The sequence below is a fragment of the Paenibacillus sp. genome (assembly GCF_031177825.1).
Taxonomy (GTDB): domain Bacteria; phylum Bacillota; class Bacilli; order Paenibacillales; family YIM-B00363; genus Paenibacillus_AE.
The window spans coordinates 35704-55448 of sequence record NZ_JAPSKE010000036.1; the positions used below are offsets into that span (position 1 = coordinate 35704).

General features: G+C 60.6%; 19 protein-coding genes, 1 other RNA gene and 1 pseudogene. All 21 read left to right on the plus strand.

From position 1 onward, the window contains the following. Positions 1-4: 4 nt before the first annotated feature. The 21 genes and pseudogenes from RIN49_RS26000 to rnpB all read left to right on the plus strand — a co-directional run bounded on the left by RIN49_RS26000 (position 5) and on the right by rnpB (position 19725). A complete protein-coding gene (locus RIN49_RS26000) occupies positions 5-1375 on the plus strand; it encodes an NfeD family protein (protein ID WP_309123043.1) in 1371 nt (456 codons plus the stop codon). 19 nt (positions 1376-1394) lie between these two features. Beyond that, positions 1395-2381: a flotillin-like protein FloA gene (gene floA / locus RIN49_RS26005; RefSeq protein WP_138196051.1), complete on the plus strand. Its 987-nt coding sequence runs from the start codon at positions 1395-1397 to the stop codon at positions 2379-2381. A 40-nt stretch (positions 2382-2421) separates the two neighbouring features. Beyond that, on the plus strand, positions 2422-2922 hold the full coding sequence (locus tag RIN49_RS26010; RefSeq protein ID WP_309123044.1) for a hypothetical protein: 501 nt from the start codon (positions 2422-2424) through the stop codon (positions 2920-2922). A gap of 184 nt (positions 2923-3106) precedes the next feature. Continuing rightward, positions 3107-3382: a sporulation protein YqfC gene (gene yqfC / locus RIN49_RS26015; RefSeq protein ID WP_138196053.1), complete on the plus strand. Its 276-nt coding sequence runs from the start codon at positions 3107-3109 to the stop codon at positions 3380-3382. 18 nt (positions 3383-3400) lie between these two features. Then, on the plus strand, positions 3401-4618 hold the full coding sequence (gene yqfD / locus RIN49_RS26020) for a sporulation protein YqfD (protein WP_309123045.1): 1218 nt from the start codon (positions 3401-3403) through the stop codon (positions 4616-4618). A gap of 26 nt (positions 4619-4644) precedes the next feature. Beyond that, positions 4645-5616 carry a PhoH family protein gene (locus tag RIN49_RS26025; protein ID WP_138196055.1) on the plus strand — a complete coding sequence of 324 codons (972 nt, stop codon included), beginning with the start codon at positions 4645-4647 and terminating at the stop codon, positions 5614-5616. Between the two features lie 24 nt (positions 5617-5640). Further along, complete coding sequence (locus tag RIN49_RS26030; protein ID WP_309123046.1) at positions 5641-7935, plus strand: HD family phosphohydrolase; 2295 nt, start codon at positions 5641-5643, stop codon at positions 7933-7935. Between the two features lie 5 nt (positions 7936-7940). Continuing rightward, positions 7941-8459 (plus strand): rRNA maturation RNase YbeY, encoded by a 519-nt coding sequence (ybeY, locus tag RIN49_RS26035; RefSeq protein WP_309123047.1) that lies wholly within the window; start codon positions 7941-7943, stop codon positions 8457-8459. Continuing rightward, complete coding sequence (locus RIN49_RS26040) at positions 8456-8824, plus strand: diacylglycerol kinase family protein (protein ID WP_309123048.1); 369 nt, start codon at positions 8456-8458, stop codon at positions 8822-8824. Before ybeY ends, RIN49_RS26040 begins: the two co-directional genes overlap by 4 nt. Before the next feature lie 43 nt (positions 8825-8867). Further along, entirely contained in the window at positions 8868-9281 is a 414-nt protein-coding gene (gene cdd / locus RIN49_RS26045; RefSeq protein ID WP_375295288.1) for a cytidine deaminase, read from the plus strand. After that, entirely contained in the window at positions 9278-10195 is a 918-nt protein-coding gene (gene era / locus RIN49_RS26050; RefSeq protein WP_309123049.1) for a GTPase Era, read from the plus strand. Before cdd ends, era begins: the two co-directional genes overlap by 4 nt. A gap of 99 nt (positions 10196-10294) precedes the next feature. Continuing rightward, a pseudogene (locus tag RIN49_RS28900) lies at positions 10295-10345 on the plus strand (YqzL family protein); the annotation flags it as partial. An 86-nt stretch (positions 10346-10431) separates the two neighbouring features. Further along, positions 10432-11244 carry a DNA repair protein RecO gene (recO, locus tag RIN49_RS26060; protein ID WP_309123050.1) on the plus strand — a complete coding sequence of 271 codons (813 nt, stop codon included), beginning with the start codon at positions 10432-10434 and terminating at the stop codon, positions 11242-11244. 290 nt (positions 11245-11534) lie between these two features. Then, a complete protein-coding gene (locus tag RIN49_RS26065; RefSeq protein ID WP_309123051.1) occupies positions 11535-12920 on the plus strand; it encodes a glycine--tRNA ligase in 1386 nt (461 codons plus the stop codon). Between the two features lie 121 nt (positions 12921-13041). Beyond that, the gene (locus tag RIN49_RS26070; RefSeq protein ID WP_309123052.1) at positions 13042-13512 is read left to right on the plus strand and encodes a YaiI/YqxD family protein; all 471 of its coding nucleotides are present in this window, start codon (positions 13042-13044) and stop codon (positions 13510-13512) included. Between the two features lie 41 nt (positions 13513-13553). Then, on the plus strand, positions 13554-15392 hold the full coding sequence (gene dnaG / locus RIN49_RS26075; protein ID WP_309123053.1) for a DNA primase: 1839 nt from the start codon (positions 13554-13556) through the stop codon (positions 15390-15392). 18 nt (positions 15393-15410) lie between these two features. Continuing rightward, on the plus strand, positions 15411-16526 hold the full coding sequence (gene rpoD / locus RIN49_RS26080) for an RNA polymerase sigma factor RpoD (RefSeq protein WP_138196065.1): 1116 nt from the start codon (positions 15411-15413) through the stop codon (positions 16524-16526). Between the two features lie 74 nt (positions 16527-16600). After that, a complete protein-coding gene (locus RIN49_RS26085; protein ID WP_309123054.1) occupies positions 16601-17437 on the plus strand; it encodes a hypothetical protein in 837 nt (278 codons plus the stop codon). 1 nt (position 17438) lies between these two features. Next, complete coding sequence (locus RIN49_RS26090) at positions 17439-18203, plus strand: tRNA (adenine(22)-N(1))-methyltransferase (RefSeq protein WP_309123055.1); 765 nt, start codon at positions 17439-17441, stop codon at positions 18201-18203. After that, entirely contained in the window at positions 18188-19303 is a 1116-nt protein-coding gene (locus RIN49_RS26095; protein WP_309123056.1) for a Nif3-like dinuclear metal center hexameric protein, read from the plus strand. Before RIN49_RS26090 ends, RIN49_RS26095 begins: the two co-directional genes overlap by 16 nt. A 94-nt stretch (positions 19304-19397) precedes the next feature. Then, an RNA gene (gene rnpB, locus RIN49_RS26100) (RNase P RNA component class A) lies at positions 19398-19725 on the plus strand. The last annotated feature ends 20 nt before the right edge of the window (positions 19726-19745 follow it).

Below are 19745 nucleotides of genomic sequence, written 5' to 3' on the forward strand. Positions count from 1 at the left end.
AGAGATGGTCAACATCATTCGTCGTTGGAGAACGGGATGGTTCGGACTGGTCGCGATGCTCGCCTCGATCGCGCTCGCCTCGATCGGAGCGTCGGCTTCGGAAGCGCCTTCCGGCGCCGCCGCGGGCGATGTCGCCGTCATCCGCGTCGATCGCACGATCGAGACGGGGCTGCAGCGGTTTCTCGAACGAGCGCTCGGCGAAGCGGAGGCGTCCGGGGCGGAGACGGCGGTCCTCGTCATCAATACGTTCGGAGGCCGCGTCGACGCGGCAACGGAGATCGGCGAAGCGATCCGGTCCACTCCGCTCCGAACGATCGCGTACGTCGAAGGGAAAGCGATTTCGGCGGGGAGCTATATCGCGCTGAATGCGGATGAGATTTACATGGAGGAAACCAGTACGATCGGGGCTGCGGCGGTCGTAGACGGCTCGGGCAACCGCGTGCGGGACTCGAAGATCGTCTCGGTCTGGGTGAAGCAGATGGTCGCCGCCGCGGAGCGGAACGGGCGCAATCCGGCGATCGCGGAAGGCATGGTCGACGATTCGGCGAAGGTCGACATGCCCGAGATCGGGCAAGTCAGCGAACCGGGCGAGCTCATTACGTTAACCGCGCAAGAAGCGGTCGCCGTGGGGTACGCCGAGGGACTCGCGACATCGTTCGACGAGTTCTTATCGACGATCGGCTCGACTTCGCAGCAGACGATCGAGCCGACGCTCGCCGAACAGGCGGCCCGGTTCCTGACGCATCCGGCGACGACGACGGTCTTGTTCATCTTAGGCATCGCCGGTCTGGTCATCGAGCTGCTCGTGCCGGGGTTCGGCGTTCCCGGCATCGTCGGCATCGTCGCGTTCGGGTTGTATTTTCTCGGAAATTACGTGGCGGGATTCGCGGGGGTGGAGCACTTGGCGATGTTCGTGGTCGGTGTCTTGCTGCTTGCACTGGAGCTGTTTATCCCGAGCTTCGGCATTCTGGGCGTAATGGGCATCGCGGCGCTGATCGCCGGCGTCGTGCTCGCCGCGTACGATACGGGGGACGCGCTGACGTCGCTCGGCATCGCGACGCTGTTCGCGGCCGTGATCGTGGCCGTGTTCGTCCGGTACTTCAAGCATCGCGGCATCTGGAACAAGTTTATTTTGCGGGATGCGTTGAAGACGGAAGAAGGTTACGTGTCGCACGCGACGCGATCGGATTTGACCGGTAAGGTCGGCAAGGCGGTTACTCCGCTGCGGCCTTCGGGGACGGCGGTGTTCGATGACGAACGCGTCGACGTCGTGACGGACGGGGCGTTCGTCGCGGCGGGCGCCTCCGTCGTCGTCGTGTTGGTGGACGGCGGACGCATCGTCGTACGGGAAACGGAACGACTTCACTTAAAATAAGAGAGGCAGGAATTTGTCTATGTTTGGACCGGATGTATTTACGTTGCTTATTATCGCCGTCGTGATCATCGCTTTCGTCGTATTTATGAGCTTCTTCCCGATCATGCTGTGGATTTCGGCGCTCGCTTCCGGCGTGCGCGTCGGCATCATCACGCTGGTCGCGATGCGGCTGCGCCGCGTCATTCCGAGCCGGATCGTCAATCCGATGATTAAGGCTAGGAAGGCGGGCCTCGGCGTCTCGGTGAATCAGCTCGAGAGCCATTATCTCGCGGGCGGCAACGTCGACCGCGTCGTGAACGCGCTGATCGCGGCGGAACGCGCCAACATCCAGCTTCCGTTCGAGCGGGCCGCGGCGATCGACCTCGCGGGTCGGGATGTGCTTCAAGCGGTGCAGATGAGCGTTAACCCGAAGGTGATCGAGACGCCTTGGGTCGCTGCCGTAGCGAAGGACGGCATCGAGGTGAAGGTCAAAGCGCGGGTGACGGTTCGCGCGAACATCGACCGTCTCGTCGGCGGCGCCGGCGAAGAGACGATTATGGCGCGCGTCGGCGAAGGCATCGTCACGACGGTCGGCTCCTCGAACACGCATAAGGAAGTCTTGGAGAATCCGGATTTGATTTCCCGCACGGTTCTTGGCAAAGGGTTGGACGCCGGGACGGCGTTCGAAATTTTGTCTATCGACATCGCGGATATCGACGTCGGCAAGAACATCGGCGCCAATCTGCAAACCGAGCAGGCCGAAGCCGATAAGCGCATCGCGCAGGCGAAAGCCGAAGAGCGTCGGGCGATGGCCGTCGCGCACGAACAGGAGATGAAGGCCCGCGTCGAGGAGATGCGCGCGAAGGTCGTCGAAGCCGAATCGCAGGTGCCGCAAGCGATGGCCGAAGCGCTTCGCAGCGGCAAGCTCGGCGTCATGGACTACATGAACCTGAAGAACATCGAATCGGATACGCAAATGCGGGATGCGTTCGGCAAGATGAATCCGGACGATTCGGACAAAAAGTGATCGCCGATCGAGGGGACGCTTGCGGAAGGGGTGACGTACCGTGGAGGATGTAATTCGCATCCTATTGAACATCGTCTTCGACAATCCGTTGATCGCACTGATCGCGTTCGGCATCGTGTCGTTCGTGCTGAACAAGGCGCGGGGCGCCGGAGCGGGCAAGGGCGATCCTCGTCGAGGAAGCATGCCGCCGTTCGGCGGCGGCGGTCCGCTCGCGCCGCCGAACGGCGGGGGCGGCATGAGCCGAGGCGAGCCGGGCGGTTCCGAGCGGCCCTCGGCCCATGAGCGGGAGCCGGCGCATTACGAGCCGTCGGTCCAACCGGCGGCGGCCTACGAGCATGCCTCGAGCGAGCCGGCGGCGGCGCCGTCGCCAAGCGCGGCGACGATGTCGCGGCGGCGTCCTGCGGCAGCGCCCGCCGCATCGAAGCCGGCGCCGGCGCGTTCGGCGGGCGTGCATGCGCGTAACGCCGCGCAAGGCATGATTTGGTCCGAGATTTACGGACCGCCGCGGGCCATCCGCCCGCACCGCGCGACGAAGCGATAGGAAAGACGAAATCGGCCGACCTTTCGGAGGATGTTTCTCCGAAAGGTCGGCTTTTTTCGCGTTGTTTTAAAGGATGGCGAGCGCTCCCTCTTCCCCGTCCGACGCCCCCCGAGTTCGCTTCATATTTCCCCGCCGCGCCGCATATTTTGATAAGAGCAACAGGAGGGGGGCGCCCACGGACCATATGCGACGCTGGACTCGCAAGCTAACGAAATGGACAACGGATATGCTGGACCTTCCCCAGGACGTCGTCTTCGACCTTCCGCGCGTCACGATGATCGGCAATATGCAGTTGTACGTGGAAAACCATCGCGGCGTGCTTCATTTTTCGGAAACGTATTTGAAGCTCGCTTTGACGCAAGGAAGCATGGAAATCCGAGGGAAGCAGCTGTCGATCCGCGCGATTCTTGCGGAGGAAGTGTTTATCGAAGGATTGATCGACGAAGTGAAGTACTCGTAACGCGAAGGGGGAAGACGGATGAACGCGCAGCTGGTCCGATACATAAGAGGGTATGTGAAATTGAACGTGGCAGGTCCGTCGTTCGAAGAGCTGATCAACCGGCTCGTCCAGGAGAACGTCCCCGCCTGGGACATCCGGAGGAGCGGCGAAGGCAGAGGCGAATTTCTTATCGCGCTGCCCGACTACTTCCGCTTAAAGCCGCTCCTCAAGGAGACGGGCTGTCGGGTGCGGACGAGGGAGAGGCATGGGTTTCCCTTTTTCTTGGACAAACTCGGGAAGCGCAAGTGGTTCGTGGCGGGGGCGGCCGCGTTCCTGATCGGAATGTATTTGCTCGCGCAGGTCGTCTGGACGGTGCAGGTGGACGGCAACGAAACGATTCCGAAGGAGCATATCCTGCAGGCGGCGTCGGAGCAAGGCATCTACCCGCTGCAATGGAAAATTCGGATGGGCGATCCCGGCGTGTTGGCGGACAGGCTTGCGCGGACGATCCCGAACGTCGCCTGGGTCGGCGTCGACGTGCAAGGGACGACGGTAACGATCCGCGTCGTGGAAGCGACCGTGCCGGAGAAGCGGATTCCGCAAAACCCGAGGCATCTCGTCTCGACGTCCGACGCCGTCATCACGCGCATTATCGCGGACCGCGGCGTCCCGCTCGTCGGCGTTCATTCCCGGGTGAAGCGCGGAGATATTTTAATTTCGGGTATTCTAGGGGATGAGGAGAATCGGGAAGTCGTCGTGGCGGAGGGCGACGTTCGCGGTCTCGTCTGGTACGAATACAACGTGCAAGCGCCGATCGCCAAGCAGCACAAGGCGTTGACCGGCGAGTCGCGGTCGACGTTCCACCTCGTGCTCGGCGGCCGCGCGCTGCAGCTGAGCGGATATTGGCAGAAGCCGTACGCCAACGAGCAGGTCGAGACGGACCGCAAGCAGCTGCGGTTCGGGCCGTGGACGGCGCCGATCGGATGGATGACGGTGACGCACCGCGAAGCGACGATCGTCGAAGAGACGCGGACCGTAGCGGAGGCGAAGGAGACGGGGCTGGCGAACGCGAGGGCGGATTTGATCGCGACGTTGGGCGGAAACACGGTCATCCGGGCGGAAAAAATTTTGCATGAGCGTACCGACAATGGTAAAGTGGTAATGAATGTATTGTTCGAGGCCGAGGTCGATCTGGCGACCGAACGGCCGATTCTGGAAGAGGAATTGGCGCCGCCCGACAAGAAAGACGGGCCTTGACTATGTACAAGGAGTGAAGGACGCTATTGAACGAACGCATCGCTGACCATACCGTAAAGATCCCGCTGAGGAACGCGGCCGAAGGGCTTGCGCTGTTCGGACCGGGAGACGCTTACCTTCACTTGATCGAGAAAGAGACGGAAGCTCAACTGTTCTCCCGCGACGCCGAGATCGCGGTGCAAGGCACGAAGCAGCAAGTGGAATCGCTGCAGCAGCTGTTCGAGGTGCTGCTCGAACTGATTCGCGGCGGTTATACGCTGTCGGAGCGGGACGTCATGTACGCCGTAGAACTCGCCAAGACGATGCAGGCCGACCAGCTGCTCGACCTGTTCAAGGGCGATATCGCCGCGACGTATAAGGGCAAGCCCATTAAAGTGAAGACGATCGGACAGAAGCAATACGTATCGACGATCCGGAAGAAAGACATCGTCTTCGGGATCGGCCCGGCCGGGACAGGCAAGACGTATCTCGCCGTCGTGCTGGCCGTCGTCGCCCTGAAGGAGGGCAAGGTGAAGCGCATCGTCCTGACCCGGCCTGCCGTGGAGGCGGGCGAAAGCCTCGGCTTCCTGCCCGGCGATTTACAGGAGAAGGTGGATCCGTACTTAAGGCCGTTGTACGACGCGCTGAACGACATGCTCGGCCCGGAGGCGGTCGCCAAGTCGCTCGAGCGGGGATTGATCGAGGTCGCTCCTCTCGCTTACATGCGCGGCCGGACGCTGGAGGATTCGTTCATTATTTTGGACGAGGCCCAGAACACGACGCCGGAGCAGATGAAGATGTTCCTGACGCGTCTCGGCTTCGGCTCGAAGATGGTCGTGACCGGCGACGTCACGCAGATCGACTTGCCGAGAGGGAAAACCTCCGGCCTCATCGAGGCGGAGCGCATTCTGAAGAATATCCCGGAGATCGGATTTATCATGTTCGGCGAGTCCGACGTCGTGCGCCACGCGTTGGTGCAGAAGATTATCATGGCGTATGACCGCGTCAAGGATCAATAGTCATAGGAGTAGGAGGATACCCTAATGACGCAGAAAGAGGTCCGCATCCGCGGCAAGCATCGTTATAAAATCGGAGGTTGGCGATACAGCATGGGTGTAAGGGCGGCATTATTGCTGTCGTTCGCCCTTCTTTTTTATTTTTCCCTAGCGGAAAACGTGATCCCGCCCACCTACGACGTACAACCGAATACGGTGAGCAAGGAGACGATTTACGCGAACGCCCGCATCGAAGACGAGCTGGCGACGGAAGCCGCGCGGGCCGATGCGGTCCGCCGCGTCCAGCCGGTGTCGACGATCGTGCCGATGCGCAATACCGACCTGGTGGAGCGGCTGTTCGACGAGATCGCCCGCATCAACGCCGACGAAGGCCTGACGACGGACGAGAAGGTGAGCGTGTATCGCAACAAGCTGCCGGATCTATTCCGCCAAACGTACGAAACGACGTTAACGAAGTGGTTGAACGCGGATACGTACAGCGCGACGTTGATCGACGAAATTCGGCTTCGGCTGAACGAACAGCAGTATCGTCTCCAAGAGGAGGACTTGTTCAAGCTTCCGAAGTTGACGCAAGAACAGCTTCTCGAGATGGAGCCCGTCGTCATCGATATCGTGAACCGGTTAATGAGCGATCCGACGGGCGACGCGGAGAGCGTTCGGATGCAGGTGCCGGAGTGGGTCAACGCGTCGACGTTAACGAGCAACGTGACGCGGGGACTGGCGCAAGAAATCATCCGCTTCGCGCTGACGCCGAACCGGTTTTACGACGAGGACGCGACCGTTCGCGCGCGGGAGGCGGCGGAGCGGGATACCGAGACGATCTATATCGAGAAAGGCGACGCCATCGTCCGCGCCGGCCAGACGATTACGGAGGAGCTCTATCAGAAGCTCGAACAGATGAACCTGATCCAAAACGGCAACAATAACGTGCTGCCGCGGCTCGGCTTGGCGGCGCTCTGCTTCTTGTTCTTAGGCGCGCTCCACGCGTTCGTCCGCCACTCGCGTCTTGCGATCCGGAACGATAACCGTCTGCTCCTGATGCTCTTTATCATCTATGTCATTAATCTGGCGACGATGAAGATCGTCTCCATCGCGCAAGGACTCGATACATCGCTTGCCTATCTGGCTCCGGTCGCGCTCGGAACGATGCTGATCGCGGTGCTGCTCGACGATCAGCTCGCCACGATCTCCACGGTGCTGTTCAGCATCGTCGCCAGCATCGTATTCCATGCTGAGCAGGACGCTTTATTCGACTTCCGCTACGGCTTCGTGGCGCTCGTCGTCGGCTACGTCGCCATCTTCGCGATTCGGCGCGTCAGCCAGCGGGCCTCGATTTTGCGAGCGGGCATCGCGGTATCCGTCTTTTCGGCGCTGTCGGTCGCGCTGCTCGCCGTCATCGAGAATCCCGAGATGGCCAACTACCAGGACGTGCTGCTTGCGGTAGCCTACGCGTTCACGGGCGGCGTCGTGACGGCGGTGTTCGTGCTCGGCTTGATGCCGTTCTTCGAAGCGACGTTCGGCATCTTGTCGCCGCTGAAGCTCGTCGAGCTGTCGAACCCGAACCATCCGCTGCTTCGCAAGCTGCTTACCGAAGCGCCGGGAACGTACCACCACAGCGTCATGGTGGGCAATCTTTCCGAGGCGGCCGCCGAGGCGATCGGCGCGAACGGCTTGCTGTGTCGGGTAGGCTCGTTCTACCACGACATCGGAAAGACCCGACGTCCGTCGTATTTCATCGAAAATCAAATGAACCGCGACAACCCGCACGACACGCTCGAGCCGAGCGTTAGCAAGGCGATCATCGTGGCGCATGCGAAGGACGGCGTCGATATGCTGAACGAAGCGAAAATTCCGAAGCCGATTCGGGATATCGCCGAACAGCATCACGGAACGACGTTATTGAAATACTTCTATTATAAGGCCGTGAAGCAGCGGGAGGAGTACGCCGCGCGCATCGCGGAGAGCGCCGGCGACGCGGAAGCGGCCGCCGCGGTCGAGCCGATACCGGAGTCGGATTACCGGTATCCGGGACCGAAAGCGCAGACGAAGGAAGCGGCCATCGTCGGCATCGCGGATTGCGTCGAGGCGGCGGTGCGCAGCCTCCGCAACCCGACGGTCGAGCATGTCGATTCCATGGTGCGCAAGATCATTAAGGATCGTCTGGACGACCAACAGTTCCACGAATGCGATATGACGCTCAAGGAACTGGACATCGTCGCGAAGAGCATGAAGGAGACGCTGCTGGGCGTATTCCACTCTCGCATCGAATATCCGGGAGACGCGCCGCAGAACGGCGCGGCTAAGACGAAAGGGGGGGCGTAGGCCCGATGACGCTGCGTTTGGATTTCGCCAACGAACAAGAAGAAGTGACGCTGCCGGAAGGACTGGAGCGACGGCTCGAGGAGCTCCTCGCGCTCGCGGGCGAGATGGAGTCGATCGAGACGGGCGACGTCTCGGTGACGATCGTCGACGACGAGGCTATCCGGGAGTTGAATTTGCAATATCGGAAGCTGGATAAGCCTACCGACGTGCTGTCGTTCTCGATGTGGGAATCCGCCGGCGAAGAGACGCCGATCGTCTACGGCGACGAGTCGGAAGACGACGACGCGGAAGACGGCGAGACGGTCGAACTGCCGGACGAGCCGATCGGCGACATCGTCATCTCGGCGGCGACGGCGAAACGGCAGAGCGAAGAGTACGGACATTCGCTGGAGCGGGAATTGGGCTTCTTGTTCGTGCACGGCTTCCTGCACCTGATCGGCTATGACCATGAAGACGAGGCGGCCGAGCGCGTCATGACCGAGAAGCAGGAGCAGGTGTTGCAGCGCGCCGGATTGTCCCGGTGAAAAAGAAGAAGGGGATCGGTCTTCGCTACGCCGCTTGGGGATGGTGGCATGCGCTCCGTCACGAACGCAATATGCGGATCCACGCCGTCGCCGCTGCGGCCGCCGTCGCGGTCGGCGCGTACGCGCGGCTCGATCGCGACGATTGGCTGTGGGTGGCGCTGTCTATCGCGCTCGTGTGGAGCGCCGAGTGCGTCAACACGGCGATGGAGCGGGTCGTCGATCTCGTCGTCGGCACCGAACGCGAGCCCCTCGCTAAAGCGGCTAAGGATACGGCGGCGGCCGCCGTGCTCGTCTTAACGGCGTTCTCGCTCGTCGTCGCCGGTACGGTGCTCGTCCCCGCCGCGCTCGCGCGGCTCGTCGAGTGACGCGGTTTTCCTATTTTCGGAACCAACGAGAAGGAGTACGACGATGAATCTAACGAACGAACAATTATTGGAGCATGCGACGGAAGCTCGGAAGCGGGCGTACGTACCCTATTCGAAATTCGCCGTCGGCAGCGCGCTGCTGGATACGAACGGCCATATTCATTACGGCTGCAACGTGGAGAACGGGGCGTACAGCCCGACGAACTGCGCCGAGCGGACGTCGCTGCACCGCGCGATCGCGGACGGCGTCAAGCGAGGCGACTTCGCCGCGATCGCGGTCGTCGCCGACACGAACGGGCCGTGCACGCCTTGCGGCGTCTGCCGCCAGGTGCTTTCGGAATTGTGCCCGCCGGACATGCCGGTCATTATGAGCAACCTGCGAGGCGAGACGAAGGTGATGACGGTGGCGGAGCTGCTGCCGGGCGCGTTCGTACTGGAGGAGCATAAAAACATATGACGGACATCAAAACCCACCCGCAAGCGAAGTACCGCTCGGGCTTCGTGACGATCGTCGGACGGCCGAACGTCGGCAAGTCTACGCTCATGAACCAAGTGATCGGCCAGAAGATCGCTATCATGTCGGACAAACCCCAGACGACCCGGAACAAAATTCAAGGCGTATACACGCAAGGCAGCGTACAAATGGTGTTCCTCGACACGCCGGGCATCCATAAGCCGGATTCGAAGCTCGGCAATTACATGGTCAAGGTGGCCACGGATACGCTGAAGGAAGTCGACGTCGTTCTGTTCCTGATCGACGTGTCGGCCGGACTCGGCGGGGGCGACCGGTTCATCATCGAGCAATTAAAGAACGTGCGCACGCCCGTCGTATTGGGGCTCAACAAGATCGACCTCGTTCATCCGGAAGCGCTGCTCCCGATCATCGCGCAATATAAGGATTTATATCCGTTCGCGGAGATCGTGCCGGTGTCGGCGCTGAAAGGCAACAACGTAAGCACGCTGCTGGAGCAGCTAGGCAAGTACATGCCGGAGGGCCCGCAATATTATCCGGCCGACCAGGTGACGGATCACCCCGAGCAATTCGTATGCGCGGAGCTGGTGCGGGAGAAGATTCTTCATTTGACCCGGGAAGAAATTCCCCATTCGGTCGCGGTGCAGATCGAAGCGATGAGCGTTCGGGACAACGGCGTCGTCGACGTCTCCGCCGTCATCTACGTCGAACGCGATTCGCAGAAGGCGATCGTGATCGGGAAGAAAGGCGCGCTCCTGAAGCAAATCGGAGAAGCCGCCCGCAAGGATATGGAGACGCTGCTCGGCTCCCGCATTTTCCTGGAGCTGTGGGTGAAAGTGAAGAAGGACTGGCGAAACACGGAGCACGTCTTGAAGGATCTCGGGTTTCGACACGACTGAGACAAACGTTTGCCATGAAATGTATCGCATAGGAAACTCGCGTCCGTACATCCTAAGACTATAGCGTCAAAGTCGCCACAGCGGAAAGGATGAATTCGGATGCGAGATTTTTCGTGGACGTATTTTACTTTGACTGGGGATGTAGATGCTTATATGCTTTACCGCGAATGGGACCAGATGAAAGACGTGTCCGGCATCGACGTCGACGTCATCCCGGGAGATGAAGAAGCCGAGGGATGTTACATCGAGTAGAGGGAATCGTCATTCGGTCCGTCGAATACGGAGAGGGTAACTTGATCGTTACCCTAATGACCGGCGAGCTCGGTAAAGTCGGGGTGATGGTCCGCGGGGCGAAGAAGACGCGAAGTCGCCACGCCGCCGTCACCCAATTGTATACATATGGCGAGTATGTGTACTACAAATCGAATACAGGTACGCTCGGTACGCTGAATCACGCAGAGCTGCTGGACGCCTTCCCGGGCATCCGCGGCGACCTGCGTCGTTCGGCGTATGCGGCGTATTTCGCCGAGTTGACCGATCGGCTCGTCCCCGACGGCGAAGCGAGCGCCTTCTTGTACGAACAGCTGAAGGCCGCATACGAAGCGATGTCGGGGGGCAAGGATCCGGCCGTCGTCGGCGCGATGCTCGAGCTGAAGCTGTTCGCGTTCTCGGGCGTGTCGCCGATCACGCAGGAGTGCGCCGAATGCGGGCGCGTCCCGGAGTCGCAAGAGGCCGCGTTTTGGAGCCCGGCCGCCGGGGGACTCGTTTGCGTCCGCTGCGCGGGCGCGTTCGCCGACCGTACGCCGCTCGCCCCGGGCGTACGGAAGCTGCTCCCGGTGCTGCAGCGCGCCGACCTGCGGCGGCTCGGCGACGTCAACGTGAAGCCGCGCACGAGAGCGGACCTCAAGCAGACGATGCGGCGTTGGTTCGAGACGCATGCCGACGTTCGTCTCCGGACGCGCGCCGTCCTGGATCAGATCGAAGCGGTGTATGCGGATGACGACGCGGAAGACGATTCGACGAAGCTCCCGGACGGAAATGGCTCTTGACATCATTAAGGAACGTTGTTATAATTCACCACAATATGTGTATTGGACGAATGTCCGGAAGCGTCGGATGGGAAAACAAGTAACTGATGTGCGGCGGATCGCAGCGACCGGGGACGGTGAGAGCCCGGATCCGAGACATGAGCGAAGGCGTTCCCGTAGCGGAAGGCAATTCGGTAAAAGAGGGCGTCTTCGGCGCCAAGTAGGGTGGAACCGCGGGAGAACAACCCGTCCCTACGTCCTAACAGGGCGTAGAGACGGGATTTTTTGCATATAAGGAGAGGTTATCGAACATGTCAGCGAAGTCGATGGACGCGATTACGGCGTTAGCGAAGCACAGGGGGTTCATTTTCCCGGGGTCCGAAATTTACGGCGGTCTCGCCAACACATGGGATTACGGGCCGCTCGGCGTCGAGCTCAAGAACAATATCAAACGAGCCTGGTGGAAGAAATTCATTCAAGAATCGCCGTATAACGTCGGCTTGGACGCGGCCATTCTGATGAATCCGCAGACGTGGGTCGCATCGGGACACGTGGGCAACTTCAACGACCCGATGATCGACTGCAAGCAGTGCAAGTCGCGCCACCGCGCCGACAAGCTGATCGAGAACGCGGTCGCGGAGAAGGGCCAGGAAATCATCGTCGACGGCATGTCGTTCGATCAGATGATGGAACTCATCAAGGAACACCATATCGTCTGCCCGGATTGCGGGGCCTTCGATTATACGGACATTCGCCAGTTCAACCTGATGTTCAAGACGCACCAAGGCGTTACGGCTTCGAGCGCCAACGAAGTGTATTTGCGTCCGGAGACGGCGCAGGGCATCTTCGTTAACTTCAAGAACGTGCAGCGCACGATGCGCAAGAAGCTGCCGTTCGGCATCGGCCAGATCGGCAAGAGCTTCCGGAACGAAATCACGCCCGGCAACTTCACGTTCCGCACGCGGGAATTCGAGCAGATGGAGCTTGAATTTTTCTGCAAGCCGGGCGAAGATTTGCAATGGTTCGAATACTGGCGCGCCTTCTGCAAGGAGTGGCTGCTGAAGCTGAACATGAAGGAAGACAGTATCCGCCTTCGCGATCACTCGGATGACGAACTGTCGCATTACAGCAACGCGACCGTCGACATCGAGTTCAAGTTCCCGTTCGGCTGGGGCGAGCTGTGGGGCATCGCCGATCGGACCGACTACGACCTCAAGCAGCACATGCAGCATTCCGGCGAAGACTTTCACTACCACGACCAAGAAACCGGGGAAAAGTACGTCGCGTACTGCATCGAGCCGTCGCTCGGCGCGGATCGCGTCACGCTCGCGTTCCTGATCGACGCGTACGAGGAGCAGCAGTTGGAAGGCGACGACAGCCGCGTCGTGCTTCGCCTGCATCCGGCGCTTGCGCCGTATAAGGCAGCCGTGTTCCCGCTCTCCAAGAAGCTGAACGACGGCGCTCGCAAGGTGTTCGAGAAGCTGGCCGCCGATTACATGGTCGACTTCGACGACGCGGGCTCGATCGGGAAGCGGTACCGCCGCCACGACGAGATCGGCACGCCGTTCTGCATTACGTACGACTTCGAATCGGAAACGGACGGCCAAGTGACGGTGCGCGACCGCGATACGATGGAGCAGGTGCGCATGCCGATCGACGAGCTGCCGGCTTACATCGCAAGCAAGCTCGCGTTCTAATTTCCAAGGGGAAAATTTGCGAGGGCGCCGGAAGCAGGAGTTTTCCGCGGCGCCCTCGTATATATTAGTAAGGACTTTTATTTTCGTAAACTTTATCGATACGAAGAACGGCGGTGAACGCATGAACGCCGCACAACCGAAGATCGTCGTCGACGCGGACGCATGCCCGGTGAAGGAGCAAGTGTCGATCGCCGCCGTTCGACACGGGGTTCCGGCTTGGATGGTGTCGTCTTATAATCATGTGTTGCCGGAGCTTCCCGGCGTTACGAACTTCCAAGTCGACGCGTCGGACCAGTCCGCGGATTTATTCATCGCGAACCGACTCGCGCCGGGCGACGTGCTCGTCACGCAGGACTATGGACTTGCGACGATTGGGCTGGCGAAGCGAACGACGGTACTGTCACCGAGAGGGACGATGTTCACGAACGACAACATCGACAGGCTGCTGGAGGAGCGGCATCAGTCCGCCAAGCGCAGGCGTGCCGGCGGCCGCACGAAGGGACCGAGGCCGTTCACCGGGGAGGATCGGGACAGGTTTCTACATGTTTTGACAAAAGTTTTATCGGGTTTGCAGGAGAATGGTCCAATATAGCGAATACTAATATTTGCAATTTCGGAATGTGGTGATATGGGATGAGGACAGGATCGATTCCGGAGGACGTCATTCAATCCGTGCTCGAGAAGACCGATATCGTCGAGCTGATCGGTCGAACGGTATCGCTCGCGAGGAGCGGCCGCGGGTATCTCGGTTTGTGCCCCTTCCATTCCGAAAAGACGCCCTCCTTCAACGTGTTGCCGGAGAAGCGCATCTTTCACTGCTTCGGCTGCGGAACCGGAGGCAACGCCATCCGGTTCTTGATGAAATCCGAAGGCTTATCGTTCCCGGAAGCGGTACGCGCCTTGGCGGAAACAACGGGCGTCGCATACGATTTCGCCCCGGCGCCTTCCGAGATGACGGAAGAGCAGCGGCAAGCGCTGCGATATATCAGCGCGAACGAAGAGGCCGCGAAGTTTTTCCACTTCGTGCTCGGCGGAACGGAGCAGGGACAGGCGGGATACGAGTATTTGAAGCGCCGCGGCTTTTCCCAGAAGCTGATCGACGAATTCGAGATCGGGTTCGCGCCGCCGCTGCGGGATAGTCTTCTGCAGTTCCTGCAGACGAAGGGGTTCTCGCCGCAAATCGCCGAGCGCGCCGGATTGATCGCCGCTCGCAACGATTCGACGGATTACTTCGACCGGTTTCGCGACCGGGTGATGTTCCCGATCTGGGATGCGGCAGGGAAGATCGTCGCCTTCAACGGACGCGCCGTCGGAGACGCGCAGCCGAAGTACTTGCATTCGCCCGAGACGCCTCTGTTTCAGAAGAGCAAGGTGTTGTACCCGCTCCATCTCGCGAAGGCTTCCATTCGGAAGCAACGTCAAGCGGTGTTGTTCGAGGGGATGGTCGACGTGATCAAAGCCCGGGAAGCCGGCGTGGAGAACGGCGTCGCGACGCTCGGCACGGCGCTTACGGAGACGCATCTGGCATTGCTCCGAAGGTACTGCGACTCGATCCTCGTCTGTTACGACGGCGATCGCGCGGGACAGGCGGCGGCGCATAAGACCGTGTTGCTCTGCGAGAAGGCCGGCATGAAATGCGAGGTGGCGCTGCTGCCGGAAGGCAAGGATCCGGACGAATATATCGCCGCTTTCGGTCCCGAAGCGTTCCTCGCGAACGTCATCCGAAACCCCGTTTCTTCGACAAAATATAAAATACTATATTTAAAGAAGGAACATACACTACAAGATGACGGGGGCAAATTATCGTTCGTTCGATCGGCGCTTCGCATCGTAGCGGCGCTCGAATCCCCTACCGAGCGGGAACATTACGTAAAAGAACTCGCCGTAGAAACCCAATACGCCTTTGAAACTTTGAAACAAGAGATGAACGAAATTCGTCAAAAAGTGAGAGGGCAAGGGGATAAGAACGAAATTCCGTGGAATACTGATATGAATGAAAAGGGGAGTTCCGCCCCGGCGGTCCCCGCGCTGCGGCCGGCTTATTATTCGGCGGAGCGGCAGCTCTTGGCCGCTATGATGTACAGCGAAGATGCCGCTAAGCTCGTCCAAGAGAAGTTGGGCGGGGAATTTCACGTGGAAGCTCATGCGGCGATCGCTGCTTATTTATATGCTTACTATGCCGCCGGCAGGGAGCCGAATCCTAGCGGATTCGTCGGCACTTTGCATGACGACGCCTTGGAGGCAATGGCGAGCAGCATCTTGCTCTCGGTCCCCCAGGACGCCATCAACGAGAAGGTGCTCGAGGACTGCTTGACGGAAGTGCGCAAACACGACTTGGAGCTCAAGTTAAAGCAGAAGCAACAGAAGCTTGCAAGAGCCGAACGCGCGGAGGAGTTCGCCGCCGCCGCGCAAATCGGAATCGAGATCATTACCTTAGAGAGAGAGCTCAAGCAGTTGGGGCAACGGATCTAAGGAGGAGGGAGTTGTCGAATGACGAACGAACAGCATACGGAGCAAGAGACCGAACTGACCTTGGAACAAGTCAAAGAGCAACTATTGGAACAAGGGAAGAAGCGCTCGACGCTTACGTATAAAGATATCACGGAGAGACTGTCCCCGTTCGATCAGGACGCGGAGCAGATCGACGAGTTTTTCGAGGTGCTCGCGGAGCAGGGCATCGAAGTCGTGAACGAGAACGAAGACGGAGGCATGGCGCTTCCGGAAGACGATCACGACGACTTCCAATTCGACGAAGATTTGTCGCTGCCGCCGGGCGTGAAGATCAACGATCCCGTACGGATGTACTTGAAGGAAATCGGACGGGTGCCGCTGTTATCGGCGGAAGACGAAATTCAACTGGCCAAAAGGATCGAAAACGGGGACGAAGAAGCGAAGCGGCGCCTAGCGGAAGCGAATCTTCGACTCGTCGTCAGCATCGCCAAGCGGTACGTCGGCCGCGGCATGCTGTTCCTCGACCTGATTCAGGAAGGGAACATGGGCCTGATCAAGGCGGTCGAGAAGTTCGACCACGACAAGGGCTTTAAATTCAGTACGTACGCGACTTGGTGGATTCGCCAAGCGATTACCCGCGCGATCGCCGATCAGGCGAGAACGATCCGCATCCCCGTACATATGGTGGAGACGATCAATAAGCTGATCCGCGTATCGAGGCAGCTGTTGCAGGAATTAGGACGGGAGCCGACGCCGGAGGAAATCGCGAAGGAGATGGATCTCAGCACCGAGAAGGTTCGGGAGATCATGAAGATCGCGCAAGAGCCGGTATCGCTCGAGACGCCGATCGGCGAAGAGGACGACAGTCACTTAGGCGACTTCATCGAGGATCAAGAGGCGCTCGCGCCGGCCGACGCCGCGGCGTACGAGCTGCTGAAGGAACAGCTCGAAGATGTGCTCGATACGCTTACCGAGCGGGAAGAGAACGTGCTGCGCCTCCGCTTCGGCTTGGACGACGGCCGCACTCGGACGCTTGAAGAGGTGGGCAAGGTGTTCGGCGTTACGCGCGAGCGCATCCGCCAGATCGAAGCCAAGGCGCTTCGGAAGCTGCGCCACCCGAGCCGCAGCAAGCGGTTGAAAGATTTCTTAGAATAATTCGTCGAGAAGGACCTCCATCCGCCGTGCGGTCGGGGTCTTTTTCCCTATATAGCGGGAGGCGGCGTTGCCGAATGGACCAAGAGAAGCGAGCTTTGATCGTCAAGGAAATCGAACATTGGCAGCGAAGCAAGCTGCTCCCGGATCAATATTGCGATTTCCTGCTTAACTTGTATCGCGACCCCGAAGCGTCGGGGACGGTCGTGCAGCAAGAGCGCAAACGAAAAATCGTGGAAAGCAACCCGCTGCATTGGCTGTTACTAATTGGCAGCATTGGTTTGTTTTGTTACGTTGGTCTACATTTTAGCTTGTTTCCTCCGCTATTGCAAATCGGGGTATTCCTCGCGGTCGTGCTTGCCGCGCACGGCGTCAGCGCCTATTTTCGAAACCGAAAGCCGTTGCTATCCTATGCGTTGTTCGGCGTCGGAGCGGGCGCCCTGTTGGCCGGAGGAGCGTTTCTTCTCGGCGGCGAAGGCGGGGTCGGAGCGACGGGGGATTGGACCGCTCCTGCTTTCTATACCGCGTGCTGCGCGATCATCTGGATCGCGTTCGGGGTCGCGCTTCGGGTGCCTTGGATTCATCTCTGCGGCTGGATCGTGCTCATGTTCGTGTATTCGGCGGCGGTCAACCGCATCGTTATGCCGGAGGGTTGGGTCGCTTTAGAGCTTAGCTGGATTCCGCTCGCCGGCGTGTTCGGTTGGATCGGTTGGCTGCTCAGCCGCCGCGCGAAGCAGTCCGGCGCCGTGTTCCTGATCCTGGCCTGCTTGCTCTGGTTCGTACCGGAGACGTACGCCTACGCGTTCACCGAGCAGCCGCTCGCCGTAACGCAATCGTTGATGCTGGGGAAGCTGGCCGCGCTCGGCGCGACGGCGTTCTTCTTAAGAAAATTATGGACGGAATGGGTTGTATAAGATGATTCAACTATCCAAGCGGCTGACGGCCGTCGCGGAATTCGCGCTGCCGGGCGGAGCGCTCGCGGATATCGGAACGGACCATGCCCTATTGCCCGTATCGCTCGTGCAGCGCGGGATCATCCCGAACGCCGTGGCCGGCGACGTGCATGTCGGCCCGGCCCGGGCCGCGGAACGACAAGTGCTGTCGGCGGGGCTCGCAAGCAAAATCGATGTTCGGATCGGGGACGGCCTGGCCGTGCTCAAGCCGAACGAAGTCAAGACGATTACGATCGCGGGCATGGGCGGAGGAACGATCGTCGACATTTTGTCGGGGGGCGCCGCCGCGCTCGCGGGGGTGCAGCGGCTCGTGCTGCAGCCGAACGTGGGCGAGCGGCTCGTGCGCGCGTGGCTGCTCGAGAACGGTTGGAAGCTTGTTCAGGAGACGCTGCTCGAGGAAGACGGATTAATGTACGAGGTGCTGGCGGCGGATGCGCCGTCGGATAAAGCGGAAGCGGCCGCTTGGAACGAAGCCTTATACGAAGGCGTTCCCGCGCCGAGCGGCGGCGGTACGCTGCCGCGGTCGGTCCTTCTGCTGATGGGACCGCATCTGCTTCGTGCGCCGACGCGGCTGTTCGCCCGGAAGTGGACCGCTTACGTCGCGAAGCTGGACGAATTGATCGAACGGATCGGCCGCTCCGAACAGCCGGAAGCGCTCAAGAAGCGCGCGGAGCTGACGGCCGAGCGGAACGAGGTTAGCGAGGTGCTGCAATGGCTGTCGACGTGAGACAGATCGTCTATTGGATGGAATCGTGGGCGCCGCCCGCGTTAGCGGAGCCCGACGACAAGATCGGATTGCAAATCGGTTCCTTGAAGAACAAGGTCGAGCGGGTCGCGGTCGCGCTCGACGTCACGGATGCGGTGGTCGACGAAGCGATCGCACGCGGGGCGGGACTCATTATCGCGCATCATCCGATCCTCTTTCGACCGCTCGCCGCGATCCGGACGGACCGCGCCGACGGGAAGCTGATCAAAAAGCTGCTCGCGAGCGACGTCTCGGTGTATGCGTCGCATACGAATCTCGATGTCGCGACGGGCGGCGTCAACGACTTGCTCGCCGACGCGCTCGGCTTGACGTCGACGAAGCCGCTGAAGACGTCCGCGGTGGAGACGCTGTACAAGCTAGTCGCGTACGTGCCGCTTTCGCACGCGGACGAGGTGCGGGAAGCCGTATTCGCGGCCGGCGCCGGCCAGATCGGCAAATACAGCCATTGCGGCTTCTCGGCCGAAGGCACCGGCACGTTCCTGCCGGAGGAAGGGTCGACCCCTTATCTCGGCGAGCCGGGACGGCTCGAGACCGCCTCCGAGCTCCGGTTCGAGACGATCGTGCCCGAGCGGCGCAAGGCGGCCGCGGTGAAGGCGCTCTTGGCGGCGCATCCGTACGAGGAGGTCGCTTACGATGTGTTCCGGCTGGAGCTGCCGGGCGAAGCGTTCGGCCTCGGGCGAGTCGGATCGCTCCCTTCGCCGACGACGCTGAAGGCATTCGCCGAGCAGGCGAAAACCGCGTTCGGCGTACCGGCGCTGCGCTTCGTCGGCGACCCGGACAAGGTCGTTCGGAACGTCGCCGTGCTGGGCGGCTCGGGACGAAGCTACGTCAAGCATGCGATTTCCGCCGGGGCGGACGCGTTCGTCACCGGCGACCTCGATCACCATACGGCTCACGACGCGCTGGCCGCCGGCATCGCGTTGATCGATCCGGGACACCACATCGAGCAAATCATGAAAGCGGCGGTCGCCGCGCGGCTGAACGCGCACGCGGCGGCGCAAGGGTGGGACGTAGAGGCGTACGCGTCGGCCGGGTCGACCGAGCCGTTCGTCTTCTTGTAGCGCCGCGTTCGTCGCGCTGGCAGCGTTGGTAACTTCCGAGCATTGCATCGCGACCCGAATGCGCGTATACTTGTTCTAGTCGAGAAGTTTGACAGACAATCGCCGGCGGGGGAACCCGCGGGAGGAAAGTCCGGGCTCCATAGGGCAGGGTGCTGGATAACGTCCAGTCGTCGCGAGACGAAGGATAGTGCCACAGAAACGGACCGCCGATGGCTTTCGCGAGAAAGCACAGGCAAGGGTGGAACCGTGGTGTAAGAGACCACGAGGGGGCATGGCGACATGTCTCCTGGTAAACCCCACTTGGAGCAAGACCTAAGAGGAACGCGGCAGCTTCGCGCTGCGACCCTTGCCCGGGGTGCGTTCGGGTTGGTCGCTGGAGCGGCGCAGCAATGCGTCGCCTAGATAGATGATTGTCGCTTCAACGGTGGGAGGGCAGGTGACC

Excerpts from the sequence above, each read along its gene's own strand:
- RIN49_RS26085 (WP_309123054.1), top strand. The coding sequence starts at position 16,601 with ATGGACCAAGAGAAGCGAGCTTTGATCGTCAAGGAAATCGAACATTGG.
- ybeY (WP_309123047.1), top strand. The coding sequence starts at position 7,941 with ATGACGCTGCGTTTGGATTTCGCCAACGAACAAGAAGAAGTGACGCTG.
- RIN49_RS26090 (WP_309123055.1), top strand. The coding sequence starts at position 17,439 with ATGATTCAACTATCCAAGCGGCTGACGGCCGTCGCGGAATTCGCGCTG.
- RIN49_RS26095 (WP_309123056.1), top strand. The coding sequence starts at position 18,188 with ATGGCTGTCGACGTGAGACAGATCGTCTATTGGATGGAATCGTGGGCG.
- RIN49_RS26065 (WP_309123051.1), top strand. The coding sequence starts at position 11,535 with ATGTCAGCGAAGTCGATGGACGCGATTACGGCGTTAGCGAAGCACAGG.
- RIN49_RS26030 (WP_309123046.1), top strand. The coding sequence starts at position 5,641 with ATGACGCAGAAAGAGGTCCGCATCCGCGGCAAGCATCGTTATAAAATC.
- dnaG (WP_309123053.1), top strand. The coding sequence starts at position 13,554 with ATGAGGACAGGATCGATTCCGGAGGACGTCATTCAATCCGTGCTCGAG.
- RIN49_RS26000 (WP_309123043.1), top strand. The coding sequence starts at position 5 with ATGGTCAACATCATTCGTCGTTGGAGAACGGGATGGTTCGGACTGGTC.
- RIN49_RS26070 (WP_309123052.1), top strand. The coding sequence starts at position 13,042 with ATGAACGCCGCACAACCGAAGATCGTCGTCGACGCGGACGCATGCCCG.
- yqfC (WP_138196053.1), top strand. The coding sequence starts at position 3,107 with ATGCGACGCTGGACTCGCAAGCTAACGAAATGGACAACGGATATGCTG.
- yqfD (WP_309123045.1), top strand. The coding sequence starts at position 3,401 with ATGAACGCGCAGCTGGTCCGATACATAAGAGGGTATGTGAAATTGAAC.
- recO (WP_309123050.1), top strand. The coding sequence starts at position 10,432 with ATGTTACATCGAGTAGAGGGAATCGTCATTCGGTCCGTCGAATACGGA.
- era (WP_309123049.1), top strand. The coding sequence starts at position 9,278 with ATGACGGACATCAAAACCCACCCGCAAGCGAAGTACCGCTCGGGCTTC.
- cdd (WP_375295288.1), top strand. The coding sequence starts at position 8,868 with ATGAATCTAACGAACGAACAATTATTGGAGCATGCGACGGAAGCTCGG.
- rpoD (WP_138196065.1), top strand. The coding sequence starts at position 15,411 with ATGACGAACGAACAGCATACGGAGCAAGAGACCGAACTGACCTTGGAA.
- floA (WP_138196051.1), top strand. The coding sequence starts at position 1,395 with ATGTTTGGACCGGATGTATTTACGTTGCTTATTATCGCCGTCGTGATC.